General features: G+C 54.1%; 2 protein-coding genes. Both read left to right on the forward strand.

Features of this window, described 5'->3' with window-relative positions; genetic code table 11:
• The first annotated feature begins 144 nt into the window (after positions 1 to 144).
• Entirely contained in the window at positions 145 to 516 is a 372-nt protein-coding gene (gene tnpB, locus BMY60_RS15090) for an IS66 family insertion sequence element accessory protein TnpB (RefSeq protein ID WP_218141728.1), read from the forward strand.
• Between the two features lie 62 nt (positions 517 to 578).
• A partial coding sequence (locus BMY60_RS15095; protein WP_256251031.1) for an IS66 family transposase occupies positions 579 to 1,402 on the forward strand: 824 nt, incomplete at its 3' end.

Below are 1,402 nucleotides of genomic sequence, written 5' to 3' on the forward strand. Positions count from 1 at the left end.
TACTTACCGGAGAACGCAATTGCATAGTCAGCCGGGATCAATGGTACCGGTGACGATTACACCGGCTGTGCCGGTTACAGATTACTTGAGGCTGCGTTGTTCAGGCGGTCAAACACTTGAAGTACCGGCGAATGTATCGCCGCAATGGCTGGGCGAATTGTTGAAATGTTTGGACTGATTGCTCATGTTGGACAAATCTGGATGGTCGTTGAGCCGGTGGACATGCGCCGGGGCATCGATGGTTTGTCGATGATTGTACAGCAGACGTTAGGCCATTCACCCTGCGCGGGTTCTGCGTTTGTGTTTTGTAATCGCGCCAGGAATCGTATCAAGGTACTGTTATGGGATGGTACGGGCGTCTGGCTGTGCCATCGCCGATTGCATCAGGGCCGGTTTGTGTGGTCACAGCTGGAAGCGTGTTGTTTTGAATTGACCCAATCACATTGGGAATGGCTGACAGCGGGCGTGGACTGGCAACGATTGTCGGCATTGCCACCTGCCCATCTTCGGGCATGAAAGTTTGTTAATAATCTATTATTAACAGTCGGTTAGTGTCGTTCCGTGGTATAATAACGGGCATGAAACCACTGGCGCAACTCGATCAATTGAACCTTGATGCCGATACCAAACAGCAGGTAGCCGGTATTGTCCAGACGCTGCTGGATCAGGCTCAGCAAGCACAACAAGAAATCCGCGCACAGGAACTCAAGATCCAGGCACTCACTATGGAACTGGCGCATTTGCGCCGCATTCGTTTCGGTAAAAAGAACGAATCACTGTCATCCATACAGCCCAGCCTGTTTGAAGAATCCGTATTGGTCGACATCGCGGCCGTTCATGCTGAAATTGAGCAAATCGATACGACTGCTAAAACTGCAACAGCCAGATCGACACGCAGCCGTGCAGGCCGTCAACCACTGCCCGATCACCTGCCGCGAATCGAACACCGTCATGAACCGGCATCCTGCCAGTGCGGACAATGTGGCAAGGCACTGGTCAAAATCGGCGAAGACGTCACCGAACAGTTCGATGTTGAACCGGCCAGGTTCTTTGTCCACCGTCACATCCGGCCGCAGTATGCGTGCAAGACCTGCGAAACCGTCACCGCAGAACCGGTGCCACCGGCAGTCATCGACGGCGGCATGGCCGCACCTGGTTTGCTGGCCTGGGTGATCATCAGCAAATATCTCAATCACTTGCCGCTCTATCGTCTGGAACAGATCGCTGCGCGCGAGCAGGTCACGCTTTCGCGTTCCACGCTGGCTGAATGGGTCGGCCGTACCGGTGTAGCGCTGCAACCTCTGGCAGATCAATTAAAGTGGCATCTTTTGCAGGGAAACACCCTGCATGCGGATGAATCGCCGGTAGCGCAACTGGAACCCGGCAACGGCAAAACCCGCAA

The sequence above is a fragment of the Nitrosomonas sp. Nm51 genome, from assembly GCF_900111165.1.
GTDB lineage: Bacteria > Pseudomonadota > Gammaproteobacteria > Burkholderiales > Nitrosomonadaceae > Nitrosomonas.

Coding starts and splice junctions, on each gene's coding strand:
- tnpB (WP_218141728.1), top strand. CDS start 145: ATGGCTGGGCGAATTGTTGAAATGTTTGGACTGATTGCTCATGTTGGA.